We start from the raw sequence: 18,582 nt of genomic DNA, 5'->3' as shown, positions 1-18,582 counted from the left end.
TCGTCCGTCGCTCCGCCGCAACAGTCGCCGACAATCTCCGCGAGCGTGGGAATCGCGCGATTGCCAGTGCCGCATCGCGCAACGACACAATCGGCATTTTCATTTCGTCTCAAATACTTAGCTGCCGACGCGATGGTCGGCCTGATCGCCCAAGGCAGGGGGCGCCCTGGGGTCAGACCGCGCGTTGACGCTCGGACCTCCCTGCGTCAAGGTGATCAAAAGCAAAAAGCACCGCCGAAGGTCGCGTCATCTTTCGTCCCGAAAGACTACAACTTCCTCACCGAAAGCGGTCCTGGCACCGGCATGCGTGAGCAGCAGCGGAGTAGCGCTTGAGGCACCTGCGGAGCGTCATCGTCGGGCTGGTCGCCTCGATCGTTCTGTCATCGCTTGCATTCGTCACGGCCGGCGAGGCTGCTATCGCGCGCAAGAGTGCGAGACATGAGCCGAAACCCTCACCTTCATTCAAGTGCGAGACGCCCAAATTCCGGATCGTCGTGGATGTCGGCCACACGCCGGACTCCTACGGTGCATTGAGCGCACGCAACGATCCGGAGTTTGGCTTCAACTTCCGCCTCGCACGGCTCATCACGGCCAAGCTCAAGGCCGAGGGCTTTGCCGCAACCCGCCTGCTCGTCACCGACGGCAAGGCACGGCCGAGCCTGTTCAAGCGCGTCGGCGCTGCAAACGAAGGCCGCGCCGATCTGTTCCTGTCGGTCCATCATGATTCGGTGCCGGACAAGCTGCTCGAGACCTGGGAATTCGACGGCGCAAAGAGCTATTTCAGCGATCGCTTTTCGGGCCACTCGCTGTTCGTGTCGCGGCAGAATCCGCACTTTGCCGCCAGCCTGATGCTGGCCAGGATGATCGGCCGGCAATTGAAGCAGCAGGGCCTGCACTATGCCAGCCAGTACACGCTGCCGGTGATGGGCCGCTACCGGCGCCAGCTGCTCGACAAGGATGTCGGCGTCTACCGCTATGACGGGCTGGTCGTGCTGTCGCGCACGCGAAGCGCCGCCGTGCTGCTCGAGGCGGGCTCGATCATCAATCGCGACGAGGAAATGGAGATGAACTCGCCGGAGCGACACGAGGCGGTCGCACAAGCCGTCGCGGCCGCGATGAGGGAGTTTTGCGAGAGACGGTAGTTGGCCCTGCCGGTTCAGCAGCAGTCATTGCGAGCGCAGCGAAGCAATCCAGAGTCCTTCCGCAGAGGCAGTCTGGATTGCTCGCTGCGCTCGCAATGACGAGGAAGCTACAGCGGCCCGGCTCGATATTCCCTATTCGCCAGGCTCGCCTCCTCCAGATCCAGATCGCGCTCGATCCGCCGCCGCGTCTCGTCGGTGATCTGGCCGTCGCGCAGCAGCTTGTGGATGAATTTGCGCTCGGCGGCGATCAGGTCGCGGGTCAGAGCGGTGCCGGCGGCAGAGATGTCGTGACGGTTGGGATCGAGCGAGTCCGGGAGCTGGTTGAAGCGGATCTCGTGGCGGGCGCGCAGCAGCCGCATCACCTCGTCGGAAACCTCTTTTTCCGCCGTGAGCGCGTCGAGCGATTTCAGCGCGGCACCCAGCGCCTGACGGCGCGCGGCGATCTCCGCTTCGTGCTCGGCGGCATGCTCGTGACGACCGGCTTCGGCGACGCCGAGCCACCGCACGATCGGCGGCAGCGTCAGGCCGACGCCGATCAGCGTCACGAAGATGACACCGAAGGCGACGAACAGGATCAGGTCGCGATACGGAAACGCCTCGCCATTCGGCAGCGTGAACGGCAGCGCCAGCGCGGCGGCCAGCGACACCGCGCCGCGCACGCCGGTGAAGGCGAGCACGAACGGCCATTGCCATGGCGGCGAAGGATCGCGCTCGCGCAGCGACCGGGACAGCATTCGCGGCAGATAAGTTGCGGGATAGAGCCAGGCAAAACGCGCGATCACGACGATCACCAGGACCAATGCGGTTGCGATGAGAATGTCGTCGAGCGGAAAAGTCTTCGATTTCTCGTAGAGCGCGCGCATCTGGAAGCCGGTGAGCAGGAACAGCATGCCCTCGATCAGGTAGATCACGAGATCCCAGAAGAAGATGCCTTGCAGGCGCGTCGCCGAGGAGATCAGCAATGGGCCGTTCCAGCTGACATAGAGCCCGCAGGCCACCGTTGCGATCACGCCGGAGCCGCCGACATGCTCGGGCAGCCAGTACGAGACATAGGGCGTGATCAGCGACAGCGTCAGCTCGACCTGCGGATCTCCAGACCATTTGCGAAGGCGTAAGGAGAGCCAGCCGACGCCGATGCCGAAGGCGATCTCGCCGGCGACGATGAGGAGGAATTCACCGGCCGCGAGCGGCAGTGAGAAGTGGCCGACGAGGATCGCGGCGAGCGCGAAGCGATAGAGGATCAGTGCGGTGGCATCGTTGGCGAGACCTTCGCCTTCGAGCACGACCAGGATGCGGCGCGGCATGTTCAGCCGGCGGGCGATCGCGAGCGGCGCCACCACATCGGGCGGCGCGACGATGGCCCCGAGCAGGAAGCCGACGGTCCAGGGGAGGCCGATCATGTAGTGTGTGGCGGCCGCCACCATCGCCGTGGTGAAGATCACGGCGCCGACCGCGAGCAGCACGATCGGACGCAGGTTCTTCTTGAATTCGCGCCAGCTCATCGCGACGCTGGCCGAGTAGATCAGTGGTGGCAGCACCACCAGCAGCACCAGCTCCGGCGGCAGCTCCACAGTCGGCATGCCCGGCACGAAAGCGAGGCCGACGCCCGCCAGCATCAGCAGGATGGCAGGGGCGACGTTGAAGCGTCGCGCGGCCAGTGCCACGCCTGCCAGCACGGCCAACAGGATGAGAAAGGTCTGAAACTTCGCTTCCATGATGGTCTGTCTTGACCCGGAAGCGACGGCTAGGTCAATGCGCGGCTCACGCCAGCCGTTCGGCCACCATCCGCCCAATCCGCGCGAACGCGGATGTGATCTGCGCCGCGCTCGGCGTGCCGCCCTGGGTATAGGCCGCGATCAGGATCGGCGTATCCGGCTTCGGCCAGGCGACCGCGATGTCGCCCGAGGCGTCCTTGCCGTTGTTGCCGGTCTTGTCGCCGATCTTCCAGCCTGCCGGGAGTCCGCCACGCAGGCGATTTGCGCCGGTCTTGCAGTTCACCATCCAGTCGGTGAGCAGGGCCCGCGAAGCAGGCGACAGCGCCTCGCCCGCGACCAGCCGGCGCAAATTTCCCGCCATCGCTGCCGGCGTCGTGGTGTCCCGGGGGTCGCCGGGTTGCGAGCGGTTGAGCTCGGGCTCGTTGTGGTCGAGCCGCGAGGTGGTATCGCCGAGCGACCGCCAGAAGGCGGTCAGCGCGGCGGGGCCGCCGATCCGCGCCAGCAGCAGATTGGCGCAGGTGTTGTCGCTGAGCTCGACGATGGCCTTGCACATCTCGCCGACCGACATCTTGCCGGCCGCGAGATTTTCCCTCGCCACCGGCGCGTATTCCAGCAGATCCGACTGGCCATAGCGGATCATGGCCGCGAGTTGCTCCTCGCCGCGATCGACCCGCGCCAGCACGCTGGCGGCGAGCGAAGCCTTGAACGTCGAACACATCACGAACCGTTCGTCGGCGCGCCAGGAGAGCTTCTTGCCGGTTGCGAGATTCTCCGCATAGAGCCCGATCCGCCCGCCGCTCTCGCGCTCGTAGGATTCGAATTCTGATGGGGCCTCCCCGGCGAGCGCAGGGGAGGCGGCCAACCAGGCGAATGAGGCGAGCAGGGAGCGGCGGTCGACAAGCATGGTGATTTCCAGGCGAGCAGGGGTGGGAGATGGAGCGGACGCTGCATCCGCGTCGTCATTGCGAGCGCAGCGAAACAATCCAGACTGTCTCCGCGGTGAATTTCTGGATTGCTTCGCTGCGTTCGCAATGACGGAGAATTGGATAGCGAGTGCGTCCGAATTCGGGCAGCAGGACGGCGCCCGTCACTCCCTCAAATCATATCGGTACGACTTCGACACGATCTGCCAGCCGTCGGCGAGCTTCATCGCCACGAGATAGTCGGTGAAATAGCGCGGCGGCAGCTGGCAGCGCACCTTGATGAAAGCGGTCTTATCGTCCGAGCGGTCGATGGTGACGATGAAGTCCTCGCGCGGCTTGCCTTCGGCCTTGGCCGAGGCGCGCTTGCGCACGCGGTCGAGCCAGTCCGGCACGGTCAGAACCTGGAGCTCGCCCTTTTCGACCCAGCGCAGATCGGCGGAGGGATGGAAGATGGCGCCGAGCTTGTCGGCGTCGCCCTCGTAAAGTCCGTCAAAATAGGATTGCACGACGGCTTCGACGCTCGACCGGTCCTGGCTCATGGATCGTTCCTTTGCATGATGGCTTCGGGCCAACTTAGTCGTACACGTCGAAATGCGCTATGGGTGTGTCAGCGATTTGCGTGAAGGCGTCACGATGACAGAATCAGAAAATTCGAACGCTCGCATTCTTGTCGGCGAATGCTTTTGCCGCGCCGTGCGCTTCGAGGTGGCCGATGCGTTCGCCTATGCGATGAACTGCCACTGCTCGAACTGCCGGCGCACCACCGGTGCCGCCTTCAAGCCCTTCGCCGGCATCCGGCAAGACAGGCTTCGTATTGTCAGGGGTGGCGACCTCCGGATGATTTTCGGCGACGACACCACCCATGACGCGCATTGTGGCCGCTGCGGCTCGCTGCTCTATTCCCGGGTCCGAGAAGGAGAGTGGGTCCACGTCGCCATGGGAACCCTGGTCGATGCCCCCTCCATCCGGCCGAGCGCCCATATTTTCGTCGGCTCGAAGGCGCCTTGGCACGAAATTACGGACGATCTGCCGCAATATCGGGAGCACATCGGGGTTGTCTGACGGAACCCGGTCCGCACCGCCGTCCGTTGGCGAACCGCGACAGCGCTGGCGCGACAAACAAAAGAGGTCGTACGGCCTGCCGTCGGGGTCCGCTTCGTGACCTCCATCACAAGCGCCGGCGGTGGATGTTGCTAAAGCGGTCCCAAAGGGCCGAACGGCCCGGAACATCGAAAGTCGTGTCATGCGCAGCTTGTTCAGACTTTGTCCGCTTCTCGTCGCCCTCGGCCTGATGTTCGGCGCGGGGCCTGCTTATGCCGGAAAGCGCGTGGCGCTGGTGCTGGCCAATTCGGCTTATCAGCACGCGCCCTCGCTCGCCAATCCCGTCAATGACGGGTCGGTGATGGCCAAGACCCTGAAGGAGGCCGGCTTCGACGTCGTCGACTCCCGGCACGATCTGTCGGCGCTGGAGACACGGCGCGTGCTCCGCGACTTCGCCGACGCGACCCGCGACGCCGAAATCGCCGTGGTCTACTACGCCGGCCACGGCATCGAGGTGGAGGGCTCGAACTATCTGATCCCGGTGGATGCCAAGCTCGAGCGGGACACCGACGTCTTTGACGAGGCGCTCTCCCTCGACCGTGTCCTGGTCGCGGTCGAGCCCGCCAAGCAATTGCGTCTGGTGATCCTCGATGCCTGCCGCGACAATCCGTTCAGCAAGCGGATGAAGCGCACGGTCGCTTCGCGCGGCATCGGCCGGGGCCTCGCCCAGGTCGAGCCGTCCAGCCCCAACACGCTGATCGCCTATTCGGCCAAGGCCGGCTTCACCGCGCAGGACGGCGACGGTGCCAACAGCCCGTTCACAATCGCGCTGTCGAAGCATCTGACGACGCCGGGCCTCGACGTCCGCCGCGCCTTCGGATTCGTGCGCGACGATGTGCTGAAGTCGACCGGCAACAAGCAGGAGCCGTTCGTCTATGGCTCGCTTGGTGGCGAGGACGTGCCGCTGGTGCCGGTCAAGCTGGCGCCGGCAGCGCCCGTAGCCAATCCCCAGGCCGATATCCGCCGCGACTACGAGCTCGCGCTCCAGGTCGGCAACCGGCCGGCGTGGGAAGCCTTCCTTGCCCAGCATCCCGACGGGTTCTATGCGAGCCTTGCCAAGCTCCAGCTCGAGAAGATCGGCGCGGAGCAGGCGCATGCGGCGGCGATCGCGAAAGCGAAGCAGGCCGAGGCCGAGCGCGACCGCCTTGCTGCGCTCGGCGCGCAGAAGGATGCGCAAGCCAAGGCCGCGGCCGATGCGAAGGCCGCCGAGCAGGCGCAGCTTGCCGCGCAGAAGGCCAAGGAGCAGGCCCAGCAGCAGGCCGCCGCCGCCGAGCAACAGCGCGTCAACCTCGCCGCCACGGCGCCGGGCGTTGCGCCGGGCAACACCACGAGCGCTGCCGGCACCAACGTCGCCGCGCTCAGTCCGACGACCGCGCCGGCCGATCTCAACCGCTCGGTGCAGAGCGAGCTCGGCCGCGTCGGCTGCTTCTCCGGGCAGGCCGACGGCAATTGGAATACGTCCTCGCAGCGGTCGCTGTCGCAGTTCAACCGCTATGCCGGCACCAAGCTCGACGTGAAGGTGGCGAGCACCGACGCGCTCGATGCGGTCAAGGCCAAGCCGTCGCGGGTCTGCCCGCTGGTCTGCGAGCACGGTTTCAAGGCCGAAGGCGACAAGTGCACCAGGATCGTTTGCGGCAACGGCTATGTCCTGAACGACGACAATGAATGCGAGAAGAAGCGCGCCGCCAAGCCGGCGTCAAAGCCCGCGACCTCGCGGCGCGACGACGGCGAGGACCGCCCCGCACGGCAGCGGGCCGGTGCTGTAGCGGGCGGCTACGGTGCAGCTGCGGCGGCTGGCGCGGGTCGTGCATCGAGCGGCAGTGGTCAGATCTTTTGCAACGCTCTGCTCTGCCGGCCGGTCAGGCCCGGTTGCCGCCTCGTTTATCGCGGCGGCGGCGGCCCCCACGTCGACGCCAATGTCGAGGTCTGCAACTGAAATGGCACGGCTTTCCTGACCACTCGAACAATAACCTAAAGCGCGACGACGATTCATCCTGATCGCATCGCGCTTTAGCTCAGTTCTTCCGCTCGGCCACGAAACGCGCGGCGGCCTGCAAAATTGCGGCGCGGTCGCCGAAGATCGAGACGGCGCTGTCGGCGCGCGCGAGCAGGTCGCGCACGCGCTGCTTGGCGCCTTCGATCCCGAGCTGGGTCACGAAGGTGGTCTTGCCGAGCGCGGCATCGGCGCCGGCCGGCTTGCCGAGCGCGGCCGCATCGCCCTCGACGTCGAGCAGATCGTCGGCGATCTGGAAGGCTTCGCCGAGCGCGCGGCCGTAATCGTCGAGCGCCTGATATTCCGCCTTCGAGGCCTGGCCGAGGATCGCGCCGGCAATGCAGCCGTAGCGCAAGAGCGCGCCGGTCTTCATCTGCTGGATACGGGCGACGTCGATCGGCTCGTTGCCGCCAAAGCGGCCTTCGCCGGCGAGATCGAGGATCTGGCCACCGACCATGCCGCCGATGCCGGCGCAGCGCGCCAGTGCTCGCGTCAAGAGCAGCCGCACATTGGCGTCGCGATGGACCTCGTCGCGGGTGATGATGTCGAAGGCGAGCGTCAGGAGGCCGTCGCCGGCGAGGATCGCGGTGGCGTCATCGGTCTGCTTGTGCAGCGTGGGGCGGCCGCGGCGCAGGTCCGAATTGTCCATGGCCGGCAGGTCGTCATGGATCAGCGAATAGCAATGGATGCATTCGAGCGCGGCGCCCACGAGCAGGGCCGCCTCGCGCGGCACGCCGAACACGCCGGCGCTCTCGACCACCAGGAACGGCCGCAGGCGCTTGCCGCCGTTCAGGCTCGAATAGCGCATTGCGTCCATCAGTCGCTTGGGCCGGGCGATTTCGTCATGCAGGATGTCGTCCGACAGCAGGCGCCCGAGCAGGGCTTCGGTGTCATCAGCGGTCTTGTCCAGACGTTTGGCGAAATCGGACGGGGACGTGCCGGTCATCAAGAAAGGCTCCAGAACTAAAATTCGGCGGGACAATCCTTTATGCGCCCGCGCCAGTCAATCGTTTGGAAGGCCTAAAAAGTGCTGGAAAAGGCCCGAATTATCACAGACTTAATGCTCCAGCCCGTGGCCGCTCGTCAGTTCGTGCCGGAAAGGTCGATTTGCGCATCGTCAAAATCCTGCTGGTGGTGCTCGCGCTCGTGGTCCTCGCGCCCTATGTGATCGCGCCGTTCTACCGCACCGGCCACCCAGTTTCGACGCTGATGGCCTGGCGCAGCCTGCGGGGCGCGCCGATGCAGCGGGAGTGGATCGATCTCGCTGATATGTCGCCCTCTCTGCCGCGCGCGGTGGTGGCGGCCGAGGATGCCCATTTCTGCAAGCATCACGGCATCGATTGGGGGGCGCTGCGCGAGGCGATCGACGACGCCAGGGAGGACGGCACCGCCTTCCGGGGCGCCTCCACCATCACCCAGCAGGTCGCGAAGAACCTGTTCCTGTGGCAGGGGCGCGACTTCGTTCGCAAGGCGCTCGAATTCCCGCTGGCGCTTTGGATCGACCTCGTCTTGCCCAAGCAGCGGATTCTCGAAATCTACCTCAACATCGCCGAGCTCGGCCCGCAGGGGCAGTTCGGGGTCGAGGCGGCCAGCGCCTATGCCTTCGGCAAATCGGCCGAAAGCCTCTCGCCCCGCGAGGCGGCGCTTCTGGCCTCGATCCTGCCGAATCCGGTCAAGCGCAGCGCCCGGACCCCGGGACCGGGCGTCCGGCGGCTGGCAGCCACCTATATGGCGCGGGGGCAGGCGAGCTCGCTTGCGACCTGTTGGCGGGAAAATCGCTGATTTTTGGCCCGTTCCGGGCGCATTTTCCGGCCCAAGAGCCTAGCTTTACGGCCAGCCTTCCTCTATAAGCGCGGCCTTGATCGGCATTCAGCTCGCCTCGTTATTTGCGGGTGCTGAGCCGTCCCTTCGCGGACGATGCCCTGATGACACCAATCCCTAGAGGATACTGAAATGGCCGTTCCGAGAAGAAAAACCTCGCCGTCGCGCCGTGGCATGCGCCGCTCGGCGGACGCCATCAAGAAGCCGACCTATGTGGAAGACAAGGACTCCGGCGAGCTCCGTCGTCCGCACCATCTCGACCTCAAGACCGGCATGTACAAGGGCCGCCAGGTCCTGAAGAAGAAAGAGTCCTGAAGCCAGGATCTTTCTCGGGCGGGAGATCGGACCCGCCCGATTCGGCCAACCCATGAGATAGACGGTGATGGCGGCGGAGCGGATGCTTCGCCGCTGCATTGTTCTGTCCGGACATCTTGATCGAGAAGGCATCAAGCCGATGGTCGGTTTCCCGCTGCTCCTGATTCCGCTCGCGGTCTACAACATCATCGCCTTCCTGATGCCGACCGTGTCCTTCACGGACGTGCTGTTCAAGGTGCCTATGGTGTCCGGAGAGGTCTGGCCGGTCACGCTCGCCGATCTCCTGCTCGCGCTCGGCATCGTTCTGTTGCTGCTCGAGGTGGTCAAGGGTGCGCGGCCGGGCTCGAAATTCCTGATGGATCATTTGCTGTCGCTGATCATCTTCGGCGCGGCCGCTGCCGAATTCGTGATGTGGCCCAAATTCGGCAACTCCACCTTCTTTCTGCTGGTGCTGCTGGCGATGGCGGACTTCTTCGCTGGCATCGCCCAGCGCACGCGCCGCCGAGTCACCTATGTCGCCGAGACCACGGTGCCGGCCCCTCGTAAGGCCAAGCGCAGGGCCGAAGCGCCGGCGGAAGACGTGGAGTCCGAGCGCAAGTTCGAGCCGGTGATCGCGCCGCAGCCGGCGCCGGCCGCGCCTACCGCGCAATCCGTCGCCGAATCCGTGCTGATGGATCACCCGGCGCCCAAGCCCGTGCAGGGCGCCCCCTCGCCGGAAATTCCCTCGCCGCAGCTGCAGCCGGGGAACGGCACGCCGTCTTCCGACACGCCGCCGCGCTGATTGGGCCACTGAGGCCTCCGCCGTCATGGCCGGGCTTGTCCCGGCCATCCACGTCTAGCCACGCGGAAAGAAGAACGTGGATGCCCGGGACAAGCCCGGGCATGACGATTCCATCAAACAGCGAGTGCGAAGCAATTGGCGACCGGAATATCCGATCAAGCCACCTGCCGTGTCCGCGCGCTGACGGTTCCGAGCGGGCGCTTGCTGCCATAGGCCATCAGCGCATCCTCGGAAGAGGCGCGGCGGAGGCGGCTCGTTTGCGGCAGCTGCTCGGCATTGGCGATCAATTGTGTGACGAAGCTCGGATCGGGGCGCGGCAGCGGCGCCTTGCGGACCCACTGCAACGTCGGCATCAGCGGCACCAGGGCCGTGCCTGTGCCGTTGTCCGCCGCGTCCGATCGATCAGCACCCAACATCGCAATCACCGTTGATCCGGCGAGACTGTCGCGTTTCGGGACGCAGGCGCCGGTGCGAGTCCTGTACTCGCAAGGCCTATGCCGGCCGAGCCGGATTGGTTCCGACGCCTTCGGAAACGTGGTTTCCAAATTGTTTATCAACTTTGCCTAGGTTCGGCAGCGAATCTGGCTCTATCCTGTGCCGGCTCAGGACTTCTCCACTGTCCCGAAACGAGGCGACTTTGACCCCTGGATTGCCGCAAGCCTCCGACATCCTGGCCGCGCTCGGTCAGGCCGTGTTCGCCTGGGACATCGCCAGCGATGCCATCGTCTGGGGTGAGCAGGTCAGCGCCGTATTCCCCGGCATTCCCGCCGAGCGGCTTTCGACCGGCGCCGAATTCGCCAAGCTGATCGAGCCCGCGCAAACGCTGCGGACGGCGGCGCTGGCACTGACGTCCCCGGTGCACGGCGCCGACGGCACCCCTTACCGAATCGAGTACGGCGTGCGCATGAGCGCCTCCGATCCCGTGATCTGGATCGAGGAGACCGGCCGCTGGTTCGCAGGTCCCGACGGCCGTCCCACGCGAGCGATCGGCTCCGTCCGCATCAACAATGAGCGCCACGCCCGGGACGAGGAATTGAGCAGGCTGGCCCGGCTCGATCCGCTGACCGGCGAGCTCAACCGCTCGCATCTGATCGCGGCGCTGGCCGAGGCGATCGAGGAGACCACGCGCTTCCGCTCGACAGCGGCCTTCATGCTGGTCGGCATCGATCATCTCGCCCGCGTCAACGATGCTTTCGGCTTCGACGTCGCCGACGCCGTGATCCTCGACGTCGCCAAGCGCATTCGCGCGCGCCTGCGCGGCGGCGACGTGCTGGGGCGCTTCTCCGGCAACAAGTTCGGCCTGATCCTGAAGAACTGCACCGTCGACGACATGAACGTGGCTGCGGAGCGCTTCCTCGCCGGCATCCGCGACGAGGTGGTGCCGACCAAATCCGGTCCGGTCTCGGTCACCGCGTCGATCGGCGCGGTCAGTCTGCCGCGCTATGCCCGCAACACCGACGAGGCCGTCAACCGCGCCCATGAGACGCTGGACGCCGCCAAGCGCCGCCGCTCCGGCTCGTTCGCGGCCTGGCGTCCGGATGCCGCGCGCGACGCACAGCGCCGCGTCAACATCCGCGTCACCGACGAGATCGTCACCGCGCTCAACGAGCGCCGCATCAGGCTCGCCTATGAGCCCGTCGTCTCGGCTGTCTCGCGCGAGCGCGCATTCCATGAATGCCTGGTGCGGATGGACCAGGGCGACGGCCAGGTGCTGCTCGCGCCCGACATCGTGCCGGTCGCCGAACGGCTCGGCCTGATCCGCCTGGTCGATCACCGCGTGCTCGAGCTCGTGGTCGCCGAACTCGCGGCGGCGCCCGACGTCTGCCTCAGCCTCAACATCTCGCCCGATACGACCATGGATCCGGACTGGTGGGCGGGGATCGAATCGCTGATGCTGGCCCATCCCGGCGTTGCCGAGCGGCTGATCGTCGAGATCACCGAGACGGTCGCGATCCAGGACATCGACGACGTCCGCGCCTTCGTCAGCCGCCTCAAGCATTTCGGCAGCCGCATCGCCATCGACGATTTCGGCGCCGGCTACACCTCGTTCCGCAATTTGCGCAAGCTCGGCGTGGACATCGTCAAGATCGACGGCGCCTTCGTGCAGAACATCACCCATTCCGCCGACGACCGCGCCTTCGTGCAGACTCTGATCGATCTCGCTCGCCGCCTCGACATCAAGACCGTCGCCGAATGGGTGCAGGACGACGAAGCGGCAAACATGCTGCGTGACTGGGGCTGCGACTACATCCAGGGCCGCCTGATCGGGCTGGCTTCGGCGGAGCGCCCGTGGGGCCTGCCGTCGGATGCGCTGCCTGCGGCGGGCTGAGATGCTGTAGGGTGGGTTAGCCGAAGGCGTAACCCACCACTTTACCGTCCGCGTCGAGAGAGAAGCGGTGGATTACGCCTTCGGCTAATCCACCCTACAGACTACGAGATCTCCTCACGCTCCCTCGTCCAGCGCCACCAGCTCGCGCTTCTTGCGCAGCGACGGCAGCAGCGGCGCGATCAGCAGCACCAGGGCAAACACAAGGCACACTGCCGAGATCGGCCGCTGCACGAAGGTCCAGAGATCGCCCTGCGACAGGATCAGCGACTTGCGCAAATTGTTCTCCATCATCGGACCCAGCACGAAGGCCAGCACCAGTGGCGCCGGCTCGTAGCCGAGCTTGCGCATGAAATAGCCGATGATCCCGAACGCGATCATCACATAGACGTCGAACACGTTGTTGCTCGAGCAGTAGACGCCGAGGATCGTGAACAGGATGATCAGGGGGAACAGGATGTTGTAGGGCAGCTTGAGCAGCTGCACCCACATGCCGATCATCGGCAGGTTCAGGATCAGCAGCATGACGTTGCCGATATACATGCTGGCGACGATGCCCCAGAACAGGCCGGGGTTCTGCGTGATCATCAGCGGGCCCGGCTGCAGGCCGTGAATGACGAAGGCTCCGAGCAGCAGCGCCATCACCACGTTCGGCGGGATGCCGAGCGTCATCAGCGGAATGAAGGCGCCGCCGGCTGCGGCGTTGTTCGCCGATTCCGGGCCGGCGACGCCCTCGATCGCGCCGTGGCCGAACCTTTCAGGGGTCTTCGACAGCCGCTTCTCCAGCGCGTAGGACGCGAATGACGAGACCACGGCGCCGCCGCCCGGCAGGATGCCGAGGAAAAAGCCGAGGATGGTGCCGCGGCCGACCGGACCGGCGCTCGCCTTCCAGTCCTCCTTGCTCGGCAGGAGATGGGTGATCCTGGTGTTGATGACGTCGCGCTTGATCGCCTGCTCGGTGTTGAGCAGCACCTCGGCGACGCCGAACAGGCCCATCACCACGGGCACGAGGCCGATGCCGTCGATCAGCTCCATGCGGCCGAAGGTCAGTCGCGGCTGCGCGGTGATGCTGTCGAGCCCGATCAGCCCGAGCACGACACCGATGCACGCCATCAGCAATGCCTTCGGCATCGATCCCTGGGTGAGGAAGGTGAGCACGACGAGGCCGAGCACCATCAGGCTGAAATACTCGGCCGGGCCGAAAGCAATGGCGAGACTGGCGAGCTTCGGCGCCACCAACATCAAGGCGACCAGCGCAAAGGTGCCGGCAGCGAAGGAGCCGAACGCGGCGATGCCGAGCGCGGGGCCCGCACGGCCCTGCTTCGCCATTTGGTGGCCGTCGATGCAGGTGACGACGGAGGCCGCCTCGCCGGGGATGTTGACCAGGATCGAGGTGGTCGAGCCGCCATACATCGAGCCGTAATAAATGCCGGCCATCATGATGATGCCGGATTCCGGCGTTCCCGACAGCGTCACCGGTAGCAGTAGCGACATCGCCGAGATCGGGCCGATGCCGGGCAGCACGCCGACCAGCGTGCCAATGAACACGCCGATGAAGCAGTAGAGCAGGTTGATCGGCAGCAGCGCGACGCCGAATCCATGTGCCACGTTGACAAGCGTATCCATGGGGGTCAGCCGATCCCGAACAGGCCTGACGGCAACTGGATCAACAGCAGCCGCTTGAGCACCCACCACATGCCCGAGGGCACCAGCACCGCGATCGGAATCGCCAGCGTCCAGCGCACCGGATCGATCAGCCGCAACAGCAGCAGCATCAGCGGGATCGATGACAGCAGGAATCCCAGCGGCTCCAGCGCGAACGCGAATGCAGTGAGGCAGGCGATGAGGACAAGCGGCTTGCTCCAGCGCACGTTCTCCCAGCGCGAGGCCAGCGTCGGCCCGCCCTCGGTGATCGCCGAGACGATGATCGCGCTCGCGAACACGCACATCAGGATGCCCGTGTAGAACAGCACATAGCCGGAGCCGGGATCGTTGATGGTGCCGAGCCTGAGCTTCAAGCCCGACCAGATCACGAAGCCGCCGAGTGCGAGCCCGATCAGCCCGCCCCAGAGTTCGGAGTTGCTGAGGCGGAGCTTGACGTTGGTTGGATCGTTCATCGATTCTCTCTCGTGCCCCGGACGCAGCGCAGCACCGCAAGTTGCGTTCACGCACGTCTTCGACGTGCTATGGTAGGTGCGCTGCAAAGCCGGGGCCCATGCGTGTGGGCGAAGAAGATGGGTCCCGGCACTGCGCAGCAGCGTTGCACGCTGCAGCGCGTCCGGGACACAAGCAGCGCGGTCTTACTTCTTCGCGAGCCCGAGCGTCTCGATCACCTTGCGCTCGGACTCCGTGACCTCGACGATGAATTTCTTGTAATCCTCCGTGTTCTTGTAGTTCGGCACCATGTCGTATTTGGCCAGCGTGGCGACCACCGCAGGATCCTCGACCGCCTTCTTGAATGCGTCGTGCAGCTTGGCGACGATCTTGGGATCCATCCCTTTCGGTCCTGCAATGCCGAACGGGGAATCATAGACCATGGGATAGCCGAGCTCCTTCAGCGTCGGCACGTCGGGATAGTTCGGCGAGCGTGCGCCGGTCCACACCATCAGGAGCCGCAGCTTGCCGGCGTCGACCAGCGGCCGCCATCCCGTGGAATCAGCCTGCAGCATAGTGTGCTGTCCCAGCACGGCGGCGTTAGTCTCCGCGCCGCCCTTGAAAGGGACCTGCGTCAACTTGATGCCGGACATCGCGGCGATCTGCTCCATGCCGATATGCAGCGAGGTGCCGGCGCCGGGCGTGGCGTAGGTTACCTTGCCCGGATTCGCCTTTGCGAACTCCACCACGTCCTTCCAGCTCTTGAACTGCGATTCCGCGCTCGTGGTCACGCCGAAAGTGTAGCCGGTGAGATGGACGATATAGGTGAAATCCTTTGCCGGATCCCACGACACCTCCTGCATCAAGGGCAGGCGAAACACGGTGATCGGGATCTGTGAGATGGTATAGCCGTCCGGCTTCGCCGCCGCGGCCATCGTCGCCGGCCCGACCGTGCCGCTGCCGCCGGCCTTGTTGTCGATCACGATCGGCTGGCCCAGTACCTTCGAGGCGCTGTCGGCGATCGCGCGCATCGAGAGATCAGTCGATCCGCCGGCCGGCCAAGGCACGATCAACGTGATCGGCTTCGTTGGATAGTCCTGCGCATTGACCGCCGTGGAGAGCAATAAGCCCATGACGGCGTGCACCGCGGCAAATGCAATCGTCTTCAGCCCGTATCCCGACATCGAAAGCCTCCCTCGCGGCGGCCTCTCTGGGGGCGCCGTCTCTCGTTGCGAGGCGATTGTTCCTGAATTTGACGGAGAAGAAAAGCGTGTTGCGCGCATCGCTGTGCGGCCGTCGGTCAGCTAACGCCGACAGAGCCGACCTCTGCGACAATTCGTCGTTTGGCCGCGTGCCGAGAGGCGGAATTTGAGCGGCCGAAGCGGTCAGGCCACCCGCCGGACCGTGTTCAGCTTCTCGATGGTGCGACCGACTTCTGAGGCGAGACACGGCTTGCCGAAATAATAGCCTTGGACCGCGGTGCAGCCGCATTCGCGGACGAAGTCGAGCTGTTCCTCGGTTTCCACGCCCTCCGCCGTGGTCTCGACGCCGAGCACGGAGCCGAGGCTCGCGATCGTTCTGACGATGGCAACGCTCTCCGGGCTTTCGCCGAGCGTGCCGACAAAGGAGCGGTCGATCTTGATGCGGTCGAATGGAAACTTGCGCAGATAGCTCAGGGAGGAATAGCCGACCCCGAAATCGTCGAGGCTGACGCGCACCCCGAGCGCGCGGAGCTGGTGCAGGATGTCGATGGTCGCCTTGCTGTCGTCGAGCAGCGCCGTCTCGGTGACCTCGAGCTCGAGCCGCTGCGGCGGCAGGCCGGCTTCCGCAAGCGCGCTCGTGACCATCGCCACCAGGCCGCGGGAGCGGAATTGCACCGGAGACAGGTTCACCGCGACGGTGACGCCGGGCCAGGACGCGGCGGTGGCGCAGGCCGTGCGCAGCACCCATTCGCCGATCGGAACGATCAGCCCGTTCTCCTCCGCAATCGGGATGAACTCGGCCGGAGAGACGAAGCCGCGCGAGGGATGCTTCCAGCGCAGCAATGCCTCGAAGCCGGTGAGCTCGGAGGAATCGAGCCGCATCTGCGGTTGAAACACCAGGTGGAATTCACGCCCTTCCAGCGCGCCGACCAGGTCCTGCTCCAGCGCGTGCCGGCTGCGCGCCTGTTCCTCCATCTCGGGCTCGAACAACTGATAGGCTCCGCGCCCCTTGGCCTTGGCCTGGTAGAGCGCGAGGTCGGCGCATTTCATCAGCTCATCGGCATCGAGTCCGTGGTCGGGCGCGATCGCGATGCCGACGGAGACGCCGACATGGATCGACTGGCTTTCCAGCGGCGGCGGATGACCGATGATCTCGACCAGGCGGCGGGCGAGCGCCTCGGCCGATTGCGGCTGCGGCCCGCGCTGGAGCACGGCGAACTCGTCGCCGCCAAGCCGCGCGACGGTGTCGTGCTCGCCGACATTCTCCTTGAGGCGCGCCGCGACCCAGCGCAGCAGGCGGTCGCCGGCGGCGTGGCCGAGGCGGTCGTTGACGGTCTTGAAGTTGTCGAGGTCGAAGCACAGCACGGCCATGGCGCCGCCGGCGATCGCGACCTGGTTCAGCCCCTCGCCCATCTTCTCGCGGAACAGCGTGCGGTTGGGCAGGTCGGTGAGTGAATCGTGCCGCGCCATGTGCGCCACCCGGGCCTGGGCCTTGTGGCGCTCGGTGACGTCCTCATAGGTCACGACCCAGCCGCCATGCTCCATCCGCTTGTGGTTGAGCTTGATGATGCGGCCGTCGTTCAAATGGCGGTGCAGCGTGTGCTCGCCCTCGCGCAGCCTCTCGACGTAGTCGGCATAGAGCTTGGCGCCGGTCATGTTCGGATGGATGCCGAGCTCGCAGGCGTGCTCCATGATGTCGCGCATCGAGACGCCTGGCTTCACGGTCTCCGGCGACAATCCATACATCTCGATATAGCGGCGGTTGCAGACGATCACGCGCAGGCTGGCGTCGAGCATGCACAGGCCCTGGCTCATGTTGTTCAGGGCAGCGTCGAACCGGCGGTACTGCTCGCTCAGCTCCTCGATCGCACGCTCGCGCTCGGTAATGTCCTCATAGGTGGCGACGAAGCCGCCTTCGGCCAGCGCGCAATAGCGCACCGAGATCACCGTGTCGTTCGACATGCGCCGGCGCATCGGCGAGGAATCACGGCTTGCGATCCGCGCGCGGGCGGCTTTGAGGATCTGCTGCGGGCTGTATTCCGGGGAGAACGCGCCGTTCGCCATGGATCGCTCGATCAGCTCGGCGAGGTGTGTGCCGGGGCGGGTCTCCTCCGGCGACAACAGGTAGATCTTGAGGTAGGTGGAGTTGCAGACCCGAAGCCGCATGTCGCTGTCGAAGAAGGCGAGCCCGTGGGCCATGTTCTCCAGCGCCGCATCGAGGATGAAATTCTGCTGCCGCAGCGTTTCCTCGTATTGCAGCCGCTCCGTGACGTCCTCGTGCACCGTCACCCAGCCGCCGTCGGGCAGGAAGCGGGAGACCGCCTGCACCATCCGTCCGTCGTAGCGCATCACCAGCAGCGTCTTCGGCTTCCTGCTGCGCACGTCCTCCAGCCGGCTCTGGTAGAATTCGTCGCCCGACATGCCCGGCAGGTTGCCGCGCGACATCCAGTGCTCGATCACCGTGGAATGCGCGACGCCCGGCTTCACGATCTCGGGGTCGAGGTTGTAGAGCTTCAGGAACCGTTCGTTGCAGACGACGACACGGCTGTCGACGTCGTACATGATCAGTCCGTGCGACATGTTGGCGAGCGCGTGCTGGCTGCGCTCGGTCTGCACGAGCAGTTCCGCTTCGAGCCGGGCGAGGCGGGTGACGTCATCGCAGATCGTCATCCAGCCGCCGCCGGGGAGCGGCTTCAGCTCGAGCGACATAACGAGGCCGCTCGCCAGCATTTGCTCGGTGCGGAACGGCTTGCCCGCGGCGATCTGCGCCATCCGCCTCGAATACAACGCGTCGAGCTGGTCTTGCGGAAAGTTGCCGCGGCTTGCGCTGTGCGCGAGCACCTCGCGATAGCTGGTGCCGATCCGCACGATTTCGGCCGACATGTCGAACAGTCTGAGATAGCGCTGGTTCGTCAGCACGATCCGGTTGTCGGCATCGTAGACGCAGACGCCCTGTTCCATGTGGTCGAGCGCAAGCTGGCTCAGCGCGACGAGGGCGCCTGGGCCCTGCTCACGGCCTGTACCAAGCTCGCTGTCGCGGGTCGACATCATGGGGTCGGCGGGGCCTCGGCCAGCAATAGACTTAATGCAACCTAATTCAGCCGCCGAGGCTAGCGAACAGGCCGGAAAATTCCCTTAAGCGCTGTAGTTTACGGAGGATGACCGGCGA

The 18,582-nt window shown here is 65.4% G+C and carries 16 protein-coding genes; 7 read left to right on the top strand and 9 right to left on the bottom strand.

All coding sequences use genetic code 11. The features are described from left to right. The first annotated feature begins 329 nt into the window (after positions 1–329). Positions 330–1,142 (top strand): N-acetylmuramoyl-L-alanine amidase, encoded by an 813-nt coding sequence (locus N2605_RS33395; protein WP_036023940.1) that lies wholly within the window; start codon positions 330–332, stop codon positions 1,140–1,142. A gap of 107 nt (positions 1,143–1,249) precedes the next feature. Here the strand turns inward: N2605_RS33395 and N2605_RS33390 are convergent, their stop codons facing one another. The 3 genes from N2605_RS33390 to N2605_RS33380 all read right to left on the bottom strand — a co-directional run bounded on the left by N2605_RS33390 (position 1,250) and on the right by N2605_RS33380 (position 4,319). Next, the gene (locus N2605_RS33390) at positions 1,250–2,857 is read right to left on the bottom strand and encodes a Na+/H+ antiporter (protein ID WP_192893034.1); all 1,608 of its coding nucleotides are present in this window, start codon (positions 2,855–2,857) and stop codon (positions 1,250–1,252) included. A gap of 46 nt (positions 2,858–2,903) precedes the next feature. After that, positions 2,904–3,761, bottom strand: a complete 858-nt coding sequence (bla, locus tag N2605_RS33385) for a class A beta-lactamase (RefSeq protein WP_260345069.1) — start codon at positions 3,759–3,761, stop codon at positions 2,904–2,906. 183 nt (positions 3,762–3,944) lie between these two features. Then, on the bottom strand, positions 3,945–4,319 hold the full coding sequence (locus tag N2605_RS33380; protein WP_025033299.1) for a nuclear transport factor 2 family protein: 375 nt from the start codon (positions 4,317–4,319) through the stop codon (positions 3,945–3,947). A 94-nt stretch (positions 4,320–4,413) separates the two neighbouring features. Here N2605_RS33380 and N2605_RS33375 point away from each other — a divergent pair, with 94 nt between their 5' ends. Both N2605_RS33375 and N2605_RS33370 read left to right on the top strand, forming a co-directional pair. Next, entirely contained in the window at positions 4,414–4,842 is a 429-nt protein-coding gene (locus tag N2605_RS33375) for a GFA family protein (protein ID WP_036023934.1), read from the top strand. A 181-nt stretch (positions 4,843–5,023) separates the two neighbouring features. Next, on the top strand, positions 5,024–6,817 hold the full coding sequence (locus tag N2605_RS33370) for a caspase family protein (protein ID WP_260345068.1): 1,794 nt from the start codon (positions 5,024–5,026) through the stop codon (positions 6,815–6,817). Between the two features lie 79 nt (positions 6,818–6,896). Here N2605_RS33370 and N2605_RS33365 read toward each other — a convergent pair whose 3' ends face one another. Next, entirely contained in the window at positions 6,897–7,820 is a 924-nt protein-coding gene (locus N2605_RS33365) for a polyprenyl synthetase family protein (protein ID WP_225144854.1), read from the bottom strand. 161 nt (positions 7,821–7,981) lie between these two features. Between N2605_RS33365 and mtgA the strand changes: the two genes are divergently transcribed. The 3 genes from mtgA (at position 7,982) to N2605_RS33350 (ending at position 9,791) form a co-directional block, all read left to right on the top strand. After that, the gene (gene mtgA, locus N2605_RS33360) at positions 7,982–8,656 is read left to right on the top strand and encodes a monofunctional biosynthetic peptidoglycan transglycosylase (RefSeq protein ID WP_036002223.1); all 675 of its coding nucleotides are present in this window, start codon (positions 7,982–7,984) and stop codon (positions 8,654–8,656) included. 171 nt (positions 8,657–8,827) lie between these two features. Continuing rightward, a complete protein-coding gene (rpmF, locus tag N2605_RS33355) occupies positions 8,828–9,010 on the top strand; it encodes a 50S ribosomal protein L32 (protein ID WP_007598106.1) in 183 nt (60 codons plus the stop codon). A 139-nt stretch (positions 9,011–9,149) separates the two neighbouring features. Further along, positions 9,150–9,791, top strand: a complete 642-nt coding sequence (locus tag N2605_RS33350; protein ID WP_036002287.1) for a hypothetical protein — start codon at positions 9,150–9,152, stop codon at positions 9,789–9,791. A 155-nt stretch (positions 9,792–9,946) separates the two neighbouring features. Here the strand turns inward: N2605_RS33350 and N2605_RS33345 are convergent, their stop codons facing one another. Further along, on the bottom strand, positions 9,947–10,207 hold the full coding sequence (locus N2605_RS33345) for a hypothetical protein (RefSeq protein WP_036038508.1): 261 nt from the start codon (positions 10,205–10,207) through the stop codon (positions 9,947–9,949). Between the two features lie 221 nt (positions 10,208–10,428). Between N2605_RS33345 and N2605_RS33340 the strand changes: the two genes are divergently transcribed. After that, entirely contained in the window at positions 10,429–12,120 is a 1,692-nt protein-coding gene (locus tag N2605_RS33340) for a bifunctional diguanylate cyclase/phosphodiesterase (RefSeq protein WP_109142101.1), read from the top strand. 114 nt (positions 12,121–12,234) lie between these two features. Here the strand turns inward: N2605_RS33340 and N2605_RS33335 are convergent, their stop codons facing one another. The 4 genes from N2605_RS33335 to N2605_RS33320 all read right to left on the bottom strand — a co-directional run bounded on the left by N2605_RS33335 (position 12,235) and on the right by N2605_RS33320 (position 18,464). Beyond that, on the bottom strand, positions 12,235–13,743 hold the full coding sequence (locus N2605_RS33335) for a tripartite tricarboxylate transporter permease (protein WP_225126232.1): 1,509 nt from the start codon (positions 13,741–13,743) through the stop codon (positions 12,235–12,237). Positions 13,744–13,748: 5 nt separating this feature from the next. Beyond that, positions 13,749–14,234: a tripartite tricarboxylate transporter TctB family protein gene (locus tag N2605_RS33330; protein WP_074447634.1), complete on the bottom strand. Its 486-nt coding sequence runs from the start codon at positions 14,232–14,234 to the stop codon at positions 13,749–13,751. 183 nt (positions 14,235–14,417) lie between these two features. After that, positions 14,418–15,395 carry a tripartite tricarboxylate transporter substrate binding protein gene (locus N2605_RS33325; protein ID WP_036023927.1) on the bottom strand — a complete coding sequence of 326 codons (978 nt, stop codon included), beginning with the start codon at positions 15,393–15,395 and terminating at the stop codon, positions 14,418–14,420. 201 nt (positions 15,396–15,596) lie between these two features. Continuing rightward, a complete protein-coding gene (locus N2605_RS33320; RefSeq protein WP_260345067.1) occupies positions 15,597–18,464 on the bottom strand; it encodes a PAS-domain containing protein in 2,868 nt (955 codons plus the stop codon). Positions 18,465–18,582 lie beyond the last annotated feature (118 nt).

This window comes from Bradyrhizobium yuanmingense (genome assembly GCF_025200905.1).
In the GTDB taxonomy this organism is placed as follows: domain Bacteria; phylum Pseudomonadota; class Alphaproteobacteria; order Rhizobiales; family Xanthobacteraceae; genus Bradyrhizobium; species Bradyrhizobium yuanmingense.
This window is presented reverse-complemented; position numbering and strand designations above follow the sequence as displayed.

Bases quoted from the DNA above. Each gene is read 5' to 3' on its own strand.
- N2605_RS33320 (WP_260345067.1), bottom strand. From the start codon at position 18,464: ATGATGTCGACCCGCGACAGCGAGCTTGGTACAGGCCGTGAGCAGGGC.
- bla (WP_260345069.1), bottom strand. From the start codon at position 3,761: ATGCTTGTCGACCGCCGCTCCCTGCTCGCCTCATTCGCCTGGTTGGCC.
- N2605_RS33350 (WP_036002287.1), top strand. From the start codon at position 9,150: ATGGTCGGTTTCCCGCTGCTCCTGATTCCGCTCGCGGTCTACAACATC.
- rpmF (WP_007598106.1), top strand. From the start codon at position 8,828: ATGGCCGTTCCGAGAAGAAAAACCTCGCCGTCGCGCCGTGGCATGCGC.
- N2605_RS33335 (WP_225126232.1), bottom strand. From the start codon at position 13,743: ATGGATACGCTTGTCAACGTGGCACATGGATTCGGCGTCGCGCTGCTG.
- N2605_RS33345 (WP_036038508.1), bottom strand. From the start codon at position 10,207: ATGTTGGGTGCTGATCGATCGGACGCGGCGGACAACGGCACAGGCACG.
- N2605_RS33375 (WP_036023934.1), top strand. From the start codon at position 4,414: ATGACAGAATCAGAAAATTCGAACGCTCGCATTCTTGTCGGCGAATGC.
- N2605_RS33330 (WP_074447634.1), bottom strand. From the start codon at position 14,234: ATGAACGATCCAACCAACGTCAAGCTCCGCCTCAGCAACTCCGAACTC.
- N2605_RS33370 (WP_260345068.1), top strand. From the start codon at position 5,024: ATGCGCAGCTTGTTCAGACTTTGTCCGCTTCTCGTCGCCCTCGGCCTG.
- N2605_RS33390 (WP_192893034.1), bottom strand. From the start codon at position 2,857: ATGGAAGCGAAGTTTCAGACCTTTCTCATCCTGTTGGCCGTGCTGGCA.
- N2605_RS33325 (WP_036023927.1), bottom strand. From the start codon at position 15,395: ATGTCGGGATACGGGCTGAAGACGATTGCATTTGCCGCGGTGCACGCC.
- N2605_RS33365 (WP_225144854.1), bottom strand. From the start codon at position 7,820: ATGACCGGCACGTCCCCGTCCGATTTCGCCAAACGTCTGGACAAGACC.
- N2605_RS33380 (WP_025033299.1), bottom strand. From the start codon at position 4,319: ATGAGCCAGGACCGGTCGAGCGTCGAAGCCGTCGTGCAATCCTATTTT.